The sequence below is a fragment of the Pedobacter endophyticus genome, assembly GCF_015679185.1.
GTDB lineage: Bacteria > Bacteroidota > Bacteroidia > Sphingobacteriales > Sphingobacteriaceae > Pedobacter > Pedobacter endophyticus.
In genome coordinates, this window is the sequence record NZ_CP064939.1 from 755,886 (window position 1) to 774,045 (window position 18,160).

The 18,160-nt window shown below is 42.1% G+C and carries 14 protein-coding genes; 6 read left to right on the plus strand and 8 right to left on the minus strand.

The annotated features are described in order from the left end of the window. Nucleotides 1-71 precede the first annotated feature (71 nt). Complete coding sequence (locus IZT61_RS03015) at nt 72-1,496, plus strand: MATE family efflux transporter (RefSeq protein WP_196099721.1); 1,425 nt, start codon at nt 72-74, stop codon at nt 1,494-1,496. A gap of 37 nt (nt 1,497-1,533) precedes the next feature. Beyond that, the gene (locus IZT61_RS03020) at nt 1,534-2,745 is read left to right on the plus strand and encodes a TCR/Tet family MFS transporter (protein ID WP_196099722.1); all 1,212 of its coding nucleotides are present in this window, start codon (nt 1,534-1,536) and stop codon (nt 2,743-2,745) included. Nucleotides 2,746-3,418: 673 nt separating this feature from the next. Here the strand turns inward: IZT61_RS03020 and IZT61_RS03025 are convergent. Continuing rightward, nucleotides 3,419-4,768 (minus strand): PhoH family protein, encoded by a 1,350-nt coding sequence (locus IZT61_RS03025; RefSeq protein ID WP_196099723.1) that lies wholly within the window; start codon nt 4,766-4,768, stop codon nt 3,419-3,421. 777 nt (nt 4,769-5,545) lie between these two features. On the opposite strand from IZT61_RS03025, the gene IZT61_RS03030 reads away from it, so the two are divergent. Beyond that, the gene (locus IZT61_RS03030; RefSeq protein ID WP_196099724.1) at nt 5,546-7,705 is read left to right on the plus strand and encodes an FUSC family protein; all 2,160 of its coding nucleotides are present in this window, start codon (nt 5,546-5,548) and stop codon (nt 7,703-7,705) included. On the opposite strand, the gene IZT61_RS03035 is transcribed toward IZT61_RS03030, so the two are convergent. The 3 genes from IZT61_RS03035 to IZT61_RS03045 are packed head-to-tail and all read right to left on the minus strand — an operon-like array spanning nt 7,675 to nt 11,558. Continuing rightward, complete coding sequence (locus tag IZT61_RS03035; RefSeq protein WP_196099725.1) at nt 7,675-8,139, minus strand: hypothetical protein; 465 nt, start codon at nt 8,137-8,139, stop codon at nt 7,675-7,677. The genes IZT61_RS03030 and IZT61_RS03035 overlap by 31 nt on opposite strands. A 3-nt stretch (nt 8,140-8,142) precedes the next feature. After that, the gene (locus IZT61_RS03040; protein ID WP_196099726.1) at nt 8,143-9,141 is read right to left on the minus strand and encodes a PorP/SprF family type IX secretion system membrane protein; all 999 of its coding nucleotides are present in this window, start codon (nt 9,139-9,141) and stop codon (nt 8,143-8,145) included. Continuing rightward, nucleotides 9,141-11,558: a gliding motility-associated C-terminal domain-containing protein gene (locus IZT61_RS03045; protein ID WP_196099727.1), complete on the minus strand. Its 2,418-nt coding sequence runs from the start codon at nt 11,556-11,558 to the stop codon at nt 9,141-9,143. Before IZT61_RS03045 ends, IZT61_RS03040 begins: the two co-directional genes overlap by 1 nt. A 354-nt stretch (nt 11,559-11,912) precedes the next feature. On the opposite strand from IZT61_RS03045, the gene IZT61_RS03050 reads away from it, so the two are divergent. Continuing rightward, the gene (locus IZT61_RS03050; RefSeq protein ID WP_196099728.1) at nt 11,913-12,323 is read left to right on the plus strand and encodes an organic hydroperoxide resistance protein; all 411 of its coding nucleotides are present in this window, start codon (nt 11,913-11,915) and stop codon (nt 12,321-12,323) included. Between the two features lie 93 nt (nt 12,324-12,416). Here IZT61_RS03050 and bioB read toward each other — a convergent pair whose 3' ends face one another. Beyond that, nucleotides 12,417-13,418, minus strand: coding sequence for a biotin synthase BioB (gene bioB, locus IZT61_RS03055; RefSeq protein ID WP_196099729.1), 1,002 nt, complete (start codon nt 13,416-13,418; stop codon nt 12,417-12,419). Between the two features lie 23 nt (nt 13,419-13,441). Continuing rightward, on the minus strand, nt 13,442-14,791 hold the full coding sequence (gene mgtE / locus IZT61_RS03060; protein ID WP_196099730.1) for a magnesium transporter: 1,350 nt from the start codon (nt 14,789-14,791) through the stop codon (nt 13,442-13,444). A gap of 225 nt (nt 14,792-15,016) precedes the next feature. On the opposite strand from mgtE, the gene IZT61_RS03065 reads away from it, so the two are divergent. Further along, the gene (locus IZT61_RS03065) at nt 15,017-15,175 is read left to right on the plus strand and encodes a hypothetical protein (protein ID WP_196099731.1); all 159 of its coding nucleotides are present in this window, start codon (nt 15,017-15,019) and stop codon (nt 15,173-15,175) included. Nucleotides 15,176-15,511: 336 nt separating this feature from the next. On the opposite strand, the gene corA is transcribed toward IZT61_RS03065, so the two are convergent. After that, entirely contained in the window at nt 15,512-16,633 is a 1,122-nt protein-coding gene (gene corA, locus IZT61_RS03070; protein ID WP_230383833.1) for a magnesium/cobalt transporter CorA, read from the minus strand. 3 nt (nt 16,634-16,636) lie between these two features. After that, entirely contained in the window at nt 16,637-17,248 is a 612-nt protein-coding gene (locus IZT61_RS03075; protein ID WP_196099732.1) for a WbqC family protein, read from the minus strand. 39 nt (nt 17,249-17,287) lie between these two features. On the opposite strand from IZT61_RS03075, the gene IZT61_RS03080 reads away from it, so the two are divergent. After that, entirely contained in the window at nt 17,288-18,160 is an 873-nt protein-coding gene (locus IZT61_RS03080; RefSeq protein WP_196099733.1) for a lysophospholipid acyltransferase family protein, read from the plus strand.

An 18,160-nucleotide genomic window follows, 5' to 3' on the forward strand; every position in this document is an offset into this window, starting at 1 on the left:
CCTGTTTAAATTTTCGATACCTGCGGCCAGTTCGCATGTATCCATTATTATTCACATCAATACTTCATTTTATGTCACAGTCTTTAAAGGCACAGGGCAAGCTATCTTCTTTTGTTGCTGTACTTCTACAATCATTAAAGGGACACGAGGTCGATTTAACCGCCATAAGTATAAAAAGAGCCATCATTTTATTAGCCATCCCGATGATGTTGGAAATGGCTATGGAATCTGTGTTTGCGCTTGTCGATCTCTATTTTGTAGGGCATTTAGAAAACAGCAGCTACGCCATACAAACCGTGGGTTTAACAGAATCTGTTTTAACCATTATTTATTCGCTGGCCATTGGTTTAAGCATGGCGGCAACGGCGGTTGTTGCCCGGCGGATTGGCGAGAAAAATCCCGAAGCTGCATCGCGTGCGGGGATGCAAACCATTGTAATTGCGGTTTCTATTAATGTTCTGATCAGTATTCTGGGTGTAATTTACGCCCGCGACATCTTGATTTTGATGGGCGCATCGGCAGAAACCGCTGCACACGGAACGCCGTTTGTCCGCATTATGATGGGCGGAAGTATCATCATTGTGCTGCTGTTTTTAATTAACGGAATTTTTAGGGGTGCCGGAAATGCAGCTATTGCCATGCGGAGTTTATGGATTGCCAATTTGGCAAATATTATTCTTTGTCCCATTTTTATCAATGGCCTCGGCCCTATTCCTGCCTTCGGGTTAACTGGTGCTGCAATTGCAACCACCATCGGCCGCGGCCTGGGCGTTTCTTATCAAATTTTTAATTTATTTAACGGCAAAAACATACTTAAAATTCACATTAGCCATTTCATCCCCGATCTGGGACAGATCAAAGCGATTGTTAAAGTGGCTGCACCAGCTATTTTTCAGTTCGTAATTGCGAGCTGCAGCTGGGTATTCCTTGCCGAGCTTGTAGCTACAACAGGCGGCGATGAAGGATCGGCAGGTTATCAAACGGCACTCCGGTTAATGATGTTCTTTTTATTGCCTGCCTGGGGCTTAAGCAATGCCGCAGCCACTTTGGTTGGCCAGAATCTGGGCGCCGGCCACATCGACCGTGCAGAAAAATCTGTTTACCAAACCATGAAATTTACATTAATCTTTATGGCTGTTGTAAGCGTGCTTTTTTTAACCTGCGGACATTTATTTGCCTCATTTTTTACAGCCGATGTTAAGGTGATAGCAATCGCCAGCCGTGCCCTCAAAATCTTAAGTTTCGGCTTTATCATTTACGGTATGGGAATGGTGTTAACCAGTGCCTTTAATGGTGCCGGAGACACGTGGACACCAACCAAAATCAATGTTTTCGCTTTCTGGCTGTTTCAAATTCCCTTTGCTTATTTCCTGGCAAAATATTTAGAAATGGGCCCAACAGGGGTGTTCATTGCTATACCCACCGCCGAGGCAGGCATCGCTTTGGCGGCCTTCATTTTGTTTAAAAAAGGCAAATGGAAGAAAACGATTGTTTAGCAACGCAATAATGATATTTTTGAAAAAACTTTCGTAAATGGCAGCACAGAAAAAATCGGCAATGAGCTTTATTATGGTTACCCTGCTCATTGATTTTACAGGATTTGGAATCATTATCCCCGTGTTGCCAAAACTGATTCAGGATTTTACCGGCGGTGGCTACGGTTTGGCCGCAGAATATGGTGGTTGGCTCACGCTTTCATATGCGGCTGTACAATTTGTTTTCTCGCCAATTATTGGCGCATTGAGTGATCGCTTTGGGCGAAGACCTGTTTTGTTAAGCTCGCTATTCGGGTTGGGAGTCGATTATATATTTCTGGCATTTGCTCCATCAATCGCCTGGTTATTTGTGGGGCGCATTATAGCAGGCGTAACAGGTGCAAGTTTCACCACCGCACAAGCCTATATTGCCGATATTTCGGCCCCTGAAAAAAGAGCGCAAAACTTTGGCCTTGTAGGCGCTGCATTTGGTGTGGGTTTTATATTGGGGCCTGTAATTGGTGGTGCATTTAGTCATTTCGGCACCCGTGTTCCTTTTATGATTGCCGCTGGTTTATCATTAGTAAACTGGCTTTACGGTTACTTTATTTTGCCCGAATCGCTCCCAGTCGAAAAGCGCAGAGCCTTCGATTGGAAAAGGGCAAACCCCATTGGCTCCCTCGTTAGCATCGGTAAATATCCCGCCTTGCTCGGCCTGATGGGAACATTGTTTTTACTGTACTTCGCCAGTCATTCCGTTCAATCGAACTGGACTTTCTATACCATGGAAAAGTTCGACTGGGATGCTGCTTGGGTAGGTTATTCGTTGGGTTTTGTAGGCTTGGTAATCGGTATTGTACAGGGCGGGCTTATCCGAATCATACTCCCGAAAATTGGCGAAAAACGAGCTGTTTATATTGGACTAACTTTATACATCATCGGCTTCGCGGCCTTCGCATTTGCAAGCGCAGGCTGGATGATGTTTGTATTTATGCTCCCTTACGGCTTAGCAGGCATTGCAGGTCCCGCTATGCAGGGATTAATCTCCAACCAGGTTGAAGGTAATGCGCAAGGAGAAATGCAGGGCGTATTAACAGGTTTGCAAAGTTTGGCAGCCATTATTGCGCCTTGGGTAATGACACACATTTTTGCCTATTTTATTGAAGGCCATGCATCGGTTTACTTCCCGGGTGCCCCGTTTATTTTAAGTGCAGTTTTAACGTTCGTGGGGCTTCTAATTGCAATAAAGTCGTTGAGAAAGTATCATTAGCGGGGGGAGGAAAGGATTTAGCACAAAGTGAGATGAATTTTTGAAAAAACAAATGAGTTGGGATGACAGGTTTCTCAATGCTGTCACCCTGGGTTCTAACTTTTCAAAAAAAATCGGTATGTGTGACGTTTGGAATTTATTCGGCCGCTATTTGCGCTATGCGTCCCCCTTGAAGGGGGCAGTGCCAAAGGCATCCCTTTGGGAGGGGATGATTCCCAAAAAATCCTCTCCCTTTGTATGGATTCCTGTGTTTTTCGGTTGTTCAACCCTCTCCAAAGAGGGACGATGAGACAGTACGTTAAACCCAAAGTAATAAAACGTCAATCGTAGTTTTAATTTTTCAGGAAAAAATCAATGTGGCATGACGTTAAGGGTTGAAAGAATTTTAAGCGTTCTGGTTAACCGCTTCGTCACCCTGTCCCGTACGTACGGGATCAGGGCCTTTATAGCATGAAAGATGCTGGTCCCGAAGTTTCGGGACAGCAGGACAACCGTTCGTGTAGAGGCTTATAAAAACCGTAAGTTGTGGTATCATGGTCGTGAGCTTTATTTTTCTACAACAGCTCGTTCGCTAAATCAGATCAATATTAGCCACATAGGCCCATAGAAAAACATAGCTTTGTAAGCGTTGTCACTATGTGTACTATGTATCTATGTGGTAAGCTTTGTTTTTCTACAACAGCTCGTTCGCTAAATTGGCCAATTCGCTTCGTTCGCCCTTTTGTAAGGTAATATGTGCATATAGCGGATGATTTTTTGCATTCTCGATCAGGTACGATAAACCGTTACTTTCAGCATCTAAATAAGGTGTGTCTATCTGATAAATATCACCAGTGAAAACAATTTTTGTATGTTCGCCAGCCCTCGAAATAATCGTTTTAACCTCGTGAGGCGTCAGGTTCTGTGCTTCATCAATAATAAAGAAGATTTTGGCCAATGTTCGCCCTCTGATAAAGGCCAGCGGTGCTATCGCGATCTTCTCCGTTGCAATCAATTCGTCTATCTTTTCCAGCATCTTCGCATCACCCACAAACTGATCTTTAATAAACCTGAGGTTATCCCAAATAGGCGCCATAAACGGATCCGTTTTCGATTTGGCATCACCCGGCAAAAAGCCAATATCTTTGTTGCTTAATGAAACAATAGGTCTCGTTACGAAAATCTGTCTAAACTTTTTGCGCTGTTCCAGTGCGCTGGCCAATGCCAGGAGCGTTTTCCCGGTGCCCGCGTTTCCCTGAATGCTCACAAGCTTAATTTCAGGATCTAGCAGGGCATGGATAGCAAAGGCTTGTTCGATATTTTTGGGCTTAATTTTAAAAACCTGATCTGTAGAAACCGCAGAAATGGTGTTTAAGCTTTGATTATAAAATACGTTGGCCACTTTGCGCTTATGCTTAAGCACATAAAAGTGATTGCCCGTACGTGGTAGAATACCACTGTCAGTAGCATCTAAAAACCGCTGTTTTTTCACTTCCTCAATAATCGCCTCCGGAAAGTTGGTCAGTTCTGTTTTGCCTGCGTAAAGCTCATCAACGTTTTTGATTTTGCCCGTTTCATAATCCTCCGCAAACAAGTTTAACGCCTTGGCCTTCAATCGTAAACAAATGTCTTTCGATACCAAAACTACCTTTTTGCCGGGGTTTTCTTCTTTTAAACCTAAGGCCGCATTTAATATCTTATGATCCGTTTTGCCCTTTCCAAAAACCTCTTCTGCATTAATTTTAAGCTGAGCTTCATTTAGAATCACTTTAAACATGCCCAGATTTTCCGATTTAAGCTTTACCCAATTACTAATCAGCTGTTGCCGCGAAAGTTGATCAATCAGCCGGATAAAACTTCTTGCCTCAAAATTACGCGTATCATTGCCACTTTTAAAATTATCCAACTCCTCTAACACCTGAATCGGAATGGCAACATCGTGTTCGTGAAAATTGTTTATCGCATCATGGTCGTAAAGTATAACAGATGTGTCTAATACGAATATCTTTTTTGAGCCGGAAGCAATCTTACCTTTTTTGGTCATAAGGTAAATTTATGGTTTATACTGCAATTATTATGAGACATTTAAAAGGTTAAAATAATCAGCACAGCGCAATATAGTAATGCCGACATTGCCCGACAGCGTTAAAACAAAAACGGGGTTCCTCGTCTTTCGATTCAGTTCCCCGTTTTACCCTTAAAAACAACCATAGTTGCATTTAAGGAATCTAATTCTTCGTACTTTGATTTTTCCGTTATCGATAAGTCTCGTGATCTTTTCGATTCGTGAAAATTTATTTCCAACCATCCGTTCGTAAACTTCAGCGTTATGAATAATCTCTGTTTGGGCCTGTGCGATCTTCTTATCTCCTTTCTTTCCAAAAGAGCTATATATTCTTATTCGGTTTCACCCTTTCAGAAACTAATCGTTTTCCCTGTAAACAAATCCGAAACATTTCCCCTTTCGGTTCTTTGTCTCTTTTGGACTGCTTTCTCAGAATTCAAAGTACTTCGTATTTGATATCATCTAATTTACGCCATTAAACCTCCACTGTCAAGTTAATAGTCACCAATTTTACCAACAAAGTTATTCACCTAAAAACACTGGTTATCAACAGCTTATAATTACAATATCCACCCTTAAGCGCAACAGCGAGCCTTTTCTGTAGTTTGTTAACATTTGGGCAAAACAACCTTACTAACAATTTTTAGTTTTTTGATAATCAGGCGAATAACTAAAATCGGCACAAATGGTTACCCCTCAAACGAAAGTTAGTTGTTTAAGTAACAAAAAAGCTAGCGATTATGTTATTTTTGTAGTATGCAAATCAGGCGACCGATCAGAAATATTCAAGACTTTTTATTGAGTACCTATTTTGCGGATGGTCTTCGTATCACAATTGGGGTGCTCCTGCCCTCTTTAATTTTCGCCCAATTCGGGTTGCTAAAGTATGGCATGACCTTATCTTTAGGCGCCCTTTGCGTAAGCGTGGTAGATAGCCCCGGGCCGATGGTACACCGCCGGAATGCGATGCTGGTAACAACGGCGTTGATTTTCATCTTCTCTATTTTAACAGGACTAACCAACAAAAACCATTATTTTATTGGCTTTCTTTTGGCGGTTTCGAGCTTTGTTTTTTCGATGTTCTATATCTATGGCATCAGAGCAGCATCAGTCGGCACCGCCGTATTGTTGATTATTGTACTGAGCATAGACGATATTCGCCCCTGGCAAGATGTAATGATGCATGCGCTTTTGGTTTTGGCAGGAAGCGTCTGGTACACGGGTTTAAGTTACTTTGTGTATCGGCTAAGGCCGTTTCGGCTTGTTCAGCAATCGTTGAGTGATTCGATTTTGGAAGTGGCGAGTTTTCTAAGAGAAAAAGCTAAATTTTACCATGAAAACACTGATTATGAAAAAACGTTTGCCGATTTGTTGCCCTTGCAGGTTTCAGTACACGAAAAACAAGATGCCGTACGGGAATTGCTGTTCAGAACAAGGGAAATAGTTCGGGATTCGAGCCCCGAAGGCAGGTTTTTAATGCTGGTTTTTGTAGATATGGTCGATTTGTTTGAACAGGTAATGTCGACTTATTACAATTACCAGCAGCTGCACGAGCAGTTCGATAAAGCCGGGATTTTGAAAGATTACGAAATGGCCATCAAACGGATTTCTTATGCCCTCGATGATGTGGCCTTTGCCCTGAAAAGCGGCGGCAAGCCTGTGCTTTCCAAAAGGCTCTTAATCGAAATTGAACGGCTAAAAACAAAAATCAATAAGCTAGAGAGTGATAACGTTAATCAGCAATACAGCACAATTGGCATCATTGCACTGAAAAATATTGAGGTAAATATCGAGAACATTCTGGCCAGGGTCAAAACCATATACAGTTACTTTACCATCAGGAGCAGCAAAGATATTCAATCGGCAGATGTTGATACCGAACGGTTCATAAACAGACAACGGCTCGACATAAAACTATTTACCGAAAACTTAACGTACAGCTCTTCTACGTTCAGGCATTCGCTCAGGGTAACCGTGGTGATGCTTTTGGGTTATGTGGTTGCCGAAGCGTTAAATTTTTCGCACAGCTATTGGATCCTGCTTACTATTCTGGTAATCTCCAAGCCCGGGTTCAGCTTAACCAAACAACGCAACTATCAGCGTTTAATCGGTACCACAGTCGGCGCTTTTGTGGGTATGGGCGTGCTTACCTACATCCACGATAAAAATACGCTGTTTGCCATCCTGCTCCTGTGCATGATCGGCAGCTACAGCTTTCAACGGAAAAATTATGTTGTAAGCGTACTTTTTATGACGCCCTACATCCTTATCCTTTTCGATTTTTTGGGCATGGGCTCAATCGCCTTGGCACGAGAGAGGATTTACGATACCTTTATCGGCTCAGGTATTGCACTTTTGGCCAGTTATTCGCTTTTTCCGACCTGGGAATATGAAAAACTGAAAGAAGCCATGCTGAATGTTTTAAGCGCCAACAAAGCTTATTACGGACAGGTTGTTGGCCTGTATTTCGATAAAAATTATAATCGTACCGAATATAAACTTGCCCGCAAAGAAGTGTACGTGAGCACCGCAAACTTAGCGTCGCTGTTTCAGAGAATGTTTTCTGAACCTAAAAGCAAGCAGCTTTTTATAAAAGAGGTTCATCAGTTTACAACGCTGAACCATTTGCTGTCGTCGTACATTGCTACCCTTTCCCTTTATAATAAGGAGCATCGATTCACTTTCGAAAGTTTTGATCCGCTGAAACCGATGTCGAAAAACACCAATTATCTTTTCGATATGGCCATAGAAAACCTGGAAAAAGATAAAAACGCCGTTGATAATGTGCCCCTGATCAGGGTTGCCGATACAGGATTTAAGATAAACAAGGATCAGGATCTGGTTCCGCAACAATTTGATCTGATACAAAAGGCGGCCTACGACATTTATAAGCTTTCGGCGAAAATCAAATTCTGATCGCTTTTCAAAATTTCATTAATCAGGCACACATCAAAGGGTAAACTGTAAGCTGCTCCGTTATCCAGTTCGAAAGTGATTTTGGCTTCACAGCTCAGGACGTTTGCTGTAACATCGTTCCAAGCAATAACGATCGGGTAAAAATTCAGCGCCGGATTGTCTGTTTTAATCTGCTCTTCGCGAAAGCCGAACTTTAGCTTAAATTCTTTAGAGCCGTCGCTCAGCGTAATCTTTTTTACCTTCTTAAACGCATCGTTAGCGGCGAAATCTATAAATAAACGGCTGTCGACGCCAAAAGTATCGCTCTCGAAAAGTTCAAAGGCATAATATTTTTCTTGTTTGCGTTCGTATTGATAATCGATACTTCTAATCTGTTGTGCAAACAGTAAATTGGTGCAAAGTGCAAAAATGGTAATTAATAGGGTTTGTTTCATTATTTAAAATCTGGGACAAGGAACCTTAAATCCCTTGAAGTTATTGTGTCTGTATATTAACGATAATTCATACGTACGGGGTGTCGAATCAATTACCTTGTTGCCATACAAGGTGTAATTTATGCCAGCACTAAAGTCGCCGATGTTAATGCCCAGATATGGGTAAAATGAAGATTGATTTACTTGATACCACATCCCCAGGTTAAGCTTAAATTTAGTCTCCTCGTTGGGCATTAAGCCTAAAACGGCCCCAAACAGGATATCGTTATTCTTTTTCTGCGCATTATAAATACCGGTGAAATTCAGATCGGTAAATCTATTAATCTGATGAAGTGCACCAATGTGTATCGTGCTCCTTGGCGCCACCACCTCAAAACTGTTGGTTAACAGGCTTTGTTTTGGCCTGGCAAGATGATAATGGGCAAAGCCGAGGGCAATGCTCCAGCGATCGAATGTGCCCGAAAAGTTGGCGCCAATATTTACATCAAAATAGGATGCTTTATGACTGTTCAAATCGAGGTGATTGGGCAGAGCAGAATCAAAAGAGCCATTGCTGGTATATTGCGAAGCAAAGGTTAAGGCGTTATGATCCAAATAACGCGAGGCATAAGACACCTGCGGGGCCAAACCGAATTTGAATTTATGCGCTACATCCAGATATTGGTAGTACGAGAAACTTGCACTGATATATTGCGTTTTTAAGGCTTTGTTAAAAGATTCATCAAAAAGGCCACTCAGGCCTATACTGAATACATGATTGGTAAAATTTTCGTCGGCCACCAGCTTAACATCGCCCGAAATGCTGTAGGTGTTGTAGGCATCGCCCACATTACCCCACTGTTGCCGGGTGTTTACGGCAATTCTATACTCACCATCGAAGAAACCCGTATAAGCAGGGTTTAATGTTAGCGGTGAGGCAAAATACTGCGAAAATTTTGGATCTTGCGCCGAACAACATAATGCTGCAAAGCACAGGAATGAAGTTACTAGCTTTTTGTACATTATAATATTAATATAGTTTTTCCTGAAGTTTGATATTTCTGTCCGAATACATCAATGCCCTCGGCAAACCACGAAAAGGTTTCTAAAGGCTGCATTTTACTTTTAAACTGTCCATCCCAACCTTCGGCGTGCATATCGGTGGTGTGGTAAACCAAAATTCCCCATTTATTAAATATTTTAAAGCTGTTTAGCTTCTTCATACTCACCAAAAAGGGGTACAGTCTGTTGTTGTTTTGTTTTTGTGGGGTAAACGCGGTAGGTACAACAATTTTTGGTTCGGGCAAAACGCTAATCTGTACGGCTGCCGATGCAGAACAACCGTTGTTGTTGGTTATCGAAATATAATATTGGCCAGCCTTGCCAACTGATTTTGGATTTTGGAGCGGCCGCTTTAAATTCCGATCTTCAAAATAGGCCACTGTCGAGTAATTCTCGCTACCCGCTAAAATCTCTGCCGCTGTTAAGTCTGCAAATGCGTTAGACAAGATTGGCTTCGGCACATTGACTACAATTTTGGGCAGGCCATAAATAGTTACCTCAACCTGGCCCGAAACGAAACAGCCTGAAGCGTTGGTTGCCTTTACAAAATAAGTTCCCGATTTGCTTACTGCTTCTGGCCGGACAACCTTGTCGGTAAGTAATTCATCATTAAAAAACGAATATTCTAAATCAGCGGCCGAACCGGAAAACAACTGCGAAGCTGTAAGATTCACTGTTTCCGGGTAGCACACCTTTTCCGGGTTTTTAACAACGAGAACCGGCAAGTCGTTTATTACAACCTCAATTTCGTGGCTTACCACACATCCATTTGTGTTTATGGCGCTTACATAATAAGAACCAGCTTTTGCAATTTCCTGTGGGTTAGTAACAGCGATTGTAAGAAACTGATCCTCGAAAAAGCTTAACCGAAGATCGTCGTCGCTACCTGTAAAAATGTTGGCGGCTGTAATATCAACGGTACCCGGGTAGCAGGCCGCAGCTGGATTGGTAATTTTTAGAACTGGCTTGGGCACTACGCTAACCTCAATGGGAACCATGTTACTGCATCCGAATGCGTTGGTAAGCTTGACATAATAAATGCCCGCGACGGAAATATGTACCGGGTCTCGAAGCTTTTTCTTCGCATTGGCATCCGTAAAATACGATCTTTCTATTCCCTCTAAACTGCCCTTATAAAGCGCTTCGGCAGTAATGTCGACCGTTTCGCCATAACAAACTGCTGGAGGATTGTGGGCGGTCATTTTTGAAATGTCATCAACAGATACATCGATAGTTGCAAAGCTTTCGCAACCCTCGTAATTTGTAGCCACAATGTGATAAGTCGAATTTTTGGTCACAATTGCTTTTCCCTTTACCTGGCGGGTTAGGTCTTTATCTTCAAATACCAGATAACTAAAGTCATCTGATTTGTTCAAAATAAATTCATCGCTGGCAAAATCAATAGCGCTATTCTTACATACCGTTTTTTTCTCCAGTACCTGAAGCTGATAATTTATCCGCCGCACTACACTGCTAATTGTGCTGGGGCAACCGAAGCCATCGTATGGAATCAAGTCGAGCACTATTTTCGATCCATCTGCAGGCGCCGGCTTAATATCAATAGACTGACCGGAGCCATATTGAATGGAGCGATTTTCGTTATACCAATTGTAGGTTTGGAAACCGCGTGGACCTGATACGGATAAATGATCTGCACTTTCGCACAGGTTATTGCCAATAACCATATCGCCGCAGAGGTTGCCAACATCGACATACGCATACCCGAAATGGCCACCAAGCGTACAATCGGCACTTATAAACTCTAGCTCAAGTTTTTTACCCTGATAGCCAGAAAGGTTCATGGTTACCGGTGTCCAGTCTTTATAAATGATACTTTCTTTCGGCTTGCATTTTTGAAAACCAGGCAAACTGGATGTGGAGATGTACTCAAATGATACACAACCGATATACTCGTTCTTCTCCACATCTTTTACACGTGCTACAAATCGGGGCTGCTCGCTAGGTAAATGATTCGGTTCCTCTAATACAACCGCATATTGGTAAGTAAGCGTAAATTCGGGCCGGTTTTCGGGTACTGTAATTAGATAAGAGATGCCATCGGCCTGATTACCTGTACCATCATTACCCAGTTTCACCACAAAATTACCAGCTGTAGGCGGAATTACCTTAAATTTTCCATAAGGGTCTATCAAGCGTTTATCACTTATCATGGCATGTCGGGAATTAGCAGGGCGGCTTACCCGATGGGTTTCTATCGAGTTAATATGATTTACAGCAGTTGTTATGCCTGTGTAAAGTTTCCAGTTTTGGAAATTACCATTTTCGAAACCCACATTTTCAGGACAGGGTTGAGCACACAAGTTCGCGGAAATAGCGAACGCGGCAATTGCAGTTCGTAGGGATAATCTATTAATCAACGGGATGGATTTTAAATAGTTACATAACAAAAATACAATTTTGATGTATTCTTAAAAGGAGTATAACAGCTTTTTTACACAAAATAGGAATATTCCTAAAAAGTGTCTATCAGCTAAAATGGAGTCAAATCGCTGCCGAACCGACCCTTTCCGCACGTAGACGAGCTTTTTCATGTCCGTATTAGCACAAAATGCAATTGCACCAACAATTGGTTTTTTACACGAAACGAAATCGCTATTGTAAAGAAAAAAGGAAGGGAAGATCAATATCGAGCCGTCTGCTAACAGTAATATCAAACAATAACGAGGTGATAACGTTACTTTAGTTTACAAACAAGTCACTATACAGAAATTATGGAAAAGTTATATACCGCCGAGGTTACAGCAACCGGAGGCAGAGACGGACATGTTAAATCGAGTGATGGAGTATTAGATCTTCAACTTAGAAAACCAAAGGAACTTGGCGGACAAGGTGGTGCCACTAACCCCGAAGAATTGTTTGCGGCAGCCTGGGGCGCCTGTTATTTAGGTGCACTCGGAACAATTGCTGGCAAGGCGGGAGTTGATGTAAGCGACGCAAATGTTAAAGTTTTGGTATCGTTTAATAAAGATGGCAACAGTTACGGACTCTCGGCCGATTTGGATGTGCATATCCCAGGGATAACCGCCGAGGAAACACAATCGTTGGCCGATAAAGCACATGCCGTTTGCCCGTACTCTAAAGCCACTAAAGGAAATATCGAAGTACGCGTAACAGCGGTTTAGAAGGATCTGCTGTGGGGTGCACACATCTCTTTTCTTACGATAAAACACAAAAAGCGGCTTTAGCCGCTTTTTGTGTATAACATATGGTCTATTTTAAACAACCGCTTGTTCAATGCGGGTGTTTTCTGGTCTACCGTTTTTAAAAGCATCTCTGGTTTTGAGCCCCAGCAATTCAAACATTGCCATATCATCAATAAATGCCGGGTTTGGTGTGGTTAACAACTTATCGCCCGCAAAAATAGAGCTTGCACCGGCCATAAAGCAGAAAGCTTGTTCAAGCGTGCTCATTTCGTTTCTTCCCGCAGATAAACGCACCACCGAATTTGGCATTACGATGCGTGCGGTGGCAATCATTCTCACCATATCCCAAATCGGTACCCGTGGTTGGTTTTCTAAAGGTGTGCCCTTTACCGGAACCAGCGCATTCACCGGAACAGATTCCGGATGTTTTTCCATGTTTGATAAGGTTTGTAACATCGAAACACGGTCTTCCACCGTTTCACCCAGGCCAATAATACCGCCACTACAAACAGTTAGTTTGGCCTTACGCACATTTTTAATGGTGTTTAAACGGTCGTCGTAAGTTCTGGTAGAGATAATGCGTTTATAATCATCTTCAGAGGTATCAATATTGTGGTTGTAAGCATATAAACCTGCATCGGCGAGGCGCTGAGCCTGGTTTTCGGTTAGCATACCTAGGGTACAACAAACCTCCATGTCCATATCGTTAACAGCCTTTACCATTTCAATAACGCGGTCAAAATCGCGGTTATCGCGTACTTCACGCCATGCAGCGCCCATACACAAACGCGATGCCCCACCCTCTTTAGCTTTAACTGCCGCACTTACCACCTGGCTCACCTGCATTAAGGGTTGAACCTCCAAGTCGGTATGGTAACGTGCTGCCTGCGGGCAGTATGAACAATCTTCGGCGCAGCCACCTGTTTTAATGGATATTAACGAACTGACTTGTACTTCGTTATAATCTTTATTTTCTCTGTGAATGGTTGCCGCCTCATAAACCAAATCTAGAAATGGCCGGTTATAAATTTCGTATATTTCTTCTTTTGTCCAATCGTGTCGTGTTGTTTGCATCGGGATCAAGATTTCTTTTTATGCTATAATAATAGTTTACTGGATAACCCTAAAATTAAAAGGAAACCAAAAACATCGGTAAAAGTAGTAATAATAATAGATGATGCAATGGCCGGATCAATTCCAACACGTTTCAAAATTAGTGGAATGCCGGCGCCGGTTACCCCTGCTATCACCAAATTCCCTGTCATTGCCAAAAAGATAACCAATCCGAGCATGGGATTTCCGTCGAACAAAAAGGCAAACACAAAAACAATTATTCCATTTGCGGCACCATTGATCAATCCAACGGTAAATTCCTTTAACACGGTTCGATAGGCTTGTTTATCAGTCAAATCGTAAAGTGATATACGCCTTACTGTTACCGCAAGCGCCTGAGTGGCGGCATTTCCGCCCATCCCGGCAATAATGGTCATATAGGCCGCCAAAGACGGAATCAGCTTAATGGTGGGGTCGAAGTAACGCACAACCGACGAAGCTAAAAAGGCCGTGCCTAAATTGATAATTAACCATGGCAAACGCGATTTTACGGCCTCCACCCAGTTACCGCTCAGTTCCTCATCTTCTGAAACCCCTGATATTTTTAAAATATCTTCCGTACTTTCAGCCTCAAGTACATCGATCACGTCATCGAAAGTAACGCGGCCCAAAAGTTTTTCATAATTATCAATAACCGGGATACTGGTTAAATTGTATTGCGAAATGAGATCGGCAACTTCCTCCTGATCGGTATCGGGATGGACGTAAACGGCATCCATTTTTACCAGATCTACAATCTTGGCACTGTGCCTCGCCTTAACAATATCTTCTAACGATACAATTCCCCTGAATTTTTGCTCGTCGTCGATTACATAAATGGTGTAAAACTCTTCCATCTCCTCGCTTTGACGAATAATTTCATCCAGGGCGTCTTTTTTGGTCAGGTTAATGTTTACACAAATTAAATCGGTATTCATTAAACCACCCGCCGTTTTCTCGTCGTAGGTTAAGAGGTTTCGAATTTCTGAGGCGTGATCATCTTCTAAATCTTCGAGAATTTCACGCTGCTCATGATCTTCAAGCTGCGAAATAATGTCGGTAGCATCGTCATAATCGAGCTCCTCAACAATTTCCGTACGCTTGTCGGGGTGAAGTTGAAACAGTAGATCCTCGGGGTGCGACTCTTCATCCATCTCCGAAATAATTTCGGAGGCAATTTCGGCAGGAAGCAGGTTAATAATATATTGTTGCTCTGACTTGGCTAAACGCTCAAATAAGATGGCGATCTCTGAGGCATGATATTCCTCTAAAACTTCCTTTAAAGTTTCATCGCCAGCTAAAATCGCTTTTTTAACCTTTTGTACGTCGGTTTTATCTATCTCGAATGACTGCATTGATGTGTGTTAAATTGGGCTAGATCAGTCTGGAGCATGGCGAAGTGAATAAGCCATTATGATGCTGATCATCCGATCAATTTAATAATTTTTCTAGATTTTGCATAAGAACAGGCGCATTTGTTAAAAATAAAATCTATTTATCCGTTGACTGAAGTCAACGGCAATGAAATGGATAGCGTTATACGCTCAAACTTCCTTAACCGTTGACTGAAGTCAACGGCAATGAAATGGATAGCGCCTAAACACGCGGGTAAAGGTTATGCGCCTAATTCCTTAACCATTTATCCGTTGACTGAAGTCGACGGCAATGAAATGCAAAGCGCTAAGCACTCGGGCAAAGGTTATGCGGCTATATTCCTTAACTATTTACCCGTTGACTAAAGTCAACGGCAATGAAATGCAAAGCGCTAAGCACGCGTACATAGGTTATGCGCCTAATTCCTTAACCATTTACCCGTTGACTAAAGTCAACGGCAATGAAATGCAAAGCGCTAAGCACGCGTACATAGGTTATGCGCCTATTCCTTAACCATTTACCCGTTGACTAAAGTCAACGGCAATGAGCGGCAACGAAATACAAAGCGCTAAGAATATGCTCCTAAAATTCCACCCCCGGGACTCTGGACTTCCAACTCAAGACTGCCGACTTAGGACTCCCAACTCCCAACTCCGGACTCAAGACTCCCAACTCTCAACTCAAAACTCCGAACTCGTCTTCTACTTAAACCAGCCTTTTCGCCAGAAATAAATAATCTGAACAACTGCAATTACACCCATCACTACCCAGGTCCAGATGTAACCGTGGGGGCTATAAAGCTCCGGCATATTAGCGGGCATTACCTTGCCTGTTACCGGGTCTTCCCTGCTAAAGTTCATGCCGTAAATACCGGCTATAAATGTTAAGGGAATAAAAATAGACGAAATAATGGTTAGCACTTTCATAATCTCGTTCATCCGGTTGCTAATAATCGAAAGATTCATATCGATATTGGCCGAGGCAATTTCCTTTAGCGATTCAATAAAATCGATGGTTTGGATGCAGTGGTCGTAAGCATCTTTCATGTACGTTTTGGTCAGCTCAGAAATTAAGGGGCTGTCCGATCTGATAATGTCATTCAACTTGTCGCGTTCAGGCCACACCGCTTTCCTAATGGTAATCAGCGATCGTTTTATGGCCTGCGTATCGTGCATAATGCGCTTATCCGGATGCGCATACAGTCGGTCTTCAATCGCATCCAGTTCCTCGCCCCAAAAATTCAGCAGCGAAAAATACTGATCCACGATTACATCCATAATGGCATACATTAAATAGCTGCTTCCGCCAACCCGGATATTGCCCTTACCTATTTCCAGGCGTTTCCTAACCGGCTCGAAACAGTCTACATAAGTCTCCTGAAAAGTGATTAGCGTATGATCTGAAAGAATAAACGAAACCTGCTCATTAATCAATGTATCATTTTCATCCAAATATAAGTGTCTGCTTACCGCAAAAATATAATTGTCGTTGTCGTATTCATCTATCGTTGGGCGTTGGTAAGAGCTCGTAATATCTTCAAGTACCAATCTGCTAATGTCAAACTTCGAGTAAAGTGTTTCGAAGATATTCGGGTCGCCCAGGCCCCTGATATCCAACCAATAAAAAAAATCTTTGTCCTCAATTAATTTATCGAGATTACTGATATTTTTTATCTTCTCCTTTTTGTAAGACTTATCATTATAGGTATGCAGAACAATTTTGGGTTTAAGCGCTTCGCCATCAATAATATATAAACCAGGACTGGTGCCGGGCTCGGGTATTTTATAACGCTTACGTTTACTGCTTGGTTTCTCCTTTTTCATTGTTTACAAGTACAGTTTGGCTTGCGGGCCTTGGTTAAATAACAAATCCACTACACTTAAGTTGGGTAAAAACTCGTGCCGGTCTTCAAATACCTGGTAATATGGCTTATTGTTTACAATATCCTCTTTCCGTTTCGGGTTCATCATCGCCCTAAAATCAAGCTCGGCCGCAACATTGTCTTCATAAGTTGCAGTGGTTTCCAAGTTGATAGTTAATTTGAGCTTTTTTGTAAGCCATTGCAAGAGCTCGAAATTATAATCGAACAAAAAATTGAATGTTTGCGTATAAAAACGCGACAGTTCATCTTCGTAATATTCAAAATAAGCCGAACTGCGGTAACACGTTTCCAGGCTCAGCCAATGCAGGCGCTGCCAGTTATAATCGTTGCTAATCTTTACATCCTTCATTTTCGTATGTGTTTTAGCGCCTTTTACAAGCGGCACAGTCAAATCCAATTTCCCGTTGGGCGAATAAATGCTGGCCCGGTTGCGGTACGTTTGCTTAACCAGATGTTCGTTTTTTTCGATCAAAAAATCCGGCGCAACTTGTTGTAATAAGCTAAAGTAACCAACCGGCGGAAGATAAAATAAAGGAAGTATAGCTGTATTATGCATTTGAAGATTTATGTTTGTAGCTGAAACGTGTTAAAAATAATGATTAAAAGAGGGATTGCGCATTTAGGCGTATTTTTTTTGTACCTGATATCGCTGTTACCACTGCCCCTTTTGTTTTTTTTTGCAAGATTACTATATTATCTGCTTTATTACGTAATTGGCTATCGAAAAAAAGTAGTTCGCGAGAATTTGGTTCGCTCCTTTCCTGAGAAAACGACAACGGAAATCGCCGCTATTGAAAAGAAGTTTTTCAAATTTTTGGCCAACCTGATCTTTGAGATCATTAAGCTCACTTCTATTTCTGAAAAGCAGCTGTTAAAACGCGTGAAGTTTTCGGGCCTCGATAAGTTAGAGCATCATTTTAAAGCCGGCCAAAGCGTTTTGGCTTGCACCGGGCATTATGGAAACTGGGAAATGGGTATGTTGGCACTCGGCGCAAGTATTTCCGCAAAAGCACTCGTTATTTATAAACCCATTAACAATAAAGTTTTCGAAACCTGGTTTGATAAACTGAGGACACGTTATGGCAACGTCTTTATCGCCATGAAACAAACCTTAAGAGGAATGGCCGCCTATAAAAACGAACCCACACTGTTATGTTTCGCGAGCGACCAAACCCCAAAACAAGAGAAATCAAACTGTTATGTCAACTTTCTAAACCAGCCCACAGCCGCATTTCTCGGTATCGAAAAAATTGCTAAGTCAACCAATCGGCCCATTTACTATTTTAAAGTCAACGTAATTGAAAAGGGCTATTACCATGTCGATATTTTGCCGATGTGTATGGAGCCCTCGCTAACGAAAGACTATGAAATTACTAACTTGCAGTTTAAATTTTTAGAAGATATTATAAATGAACATCCCGAATATTGGCTCTGGAGCCACAAACGCTGGAAGTTTAAGCCCGAATAA